Origin of the sequence: Streptomyces sp. WM6372, assembly GCF_001279655.1 — a bacterium.
GTDB lineage: Bacteria > Actinomycetota > Actinomycetes > Streptomycetales > Streptomycetaceae > Streptomyces.
In genome coordinates this window covers 1-285 of the sequence record NZ_LGDB01000151.1, presented here as the reverse complement: position 1 = coordinate 285, position 285 = coordinate 1, and the positions used below count along the sequence as shown (strand labels likewise).

1 protein-coding gene is annotated in these 285 nt (G+C 72.6%); it reads right to left on the bottom strand.

Annotation, left to right across the window (positions count from 1 at the left end):
- The coding region (locus tag ADK52_RS12900) for a condensation domain-containing protein (RefSeq protein ID WP_159045924.1) at positions 1-285 on the bottom strand (285 nt) is incomplete at both ends.

Sequence of the window (285 nt, the reverse complement as noted above, 5' to 3'; positions counted from 1 at the left end):
AGCCACCGGTACCCGCCCCGCACGCACCGGCGCGAGCCGGGTCGCTTCCTCCACACCCGCCAGGGACCGCCGCCACGCCTCCTCGGCCGCACCACGATCCTGCTGCGCCACCCACGCCAGATAATCCCGGTAGGGCGTCACCCGAGCCAGGCCGTCACCGCGGCCGCCCTGCACGTACGCCGTCATCAGCTCGCGCATGAGCACGGGCAGGGACCAGCCGTCCAGCAGCAGGTGATGGCAGGTGAACACCAGCCGGAAGCGCTGGTGGCCGAGGCGGAGCAGTGT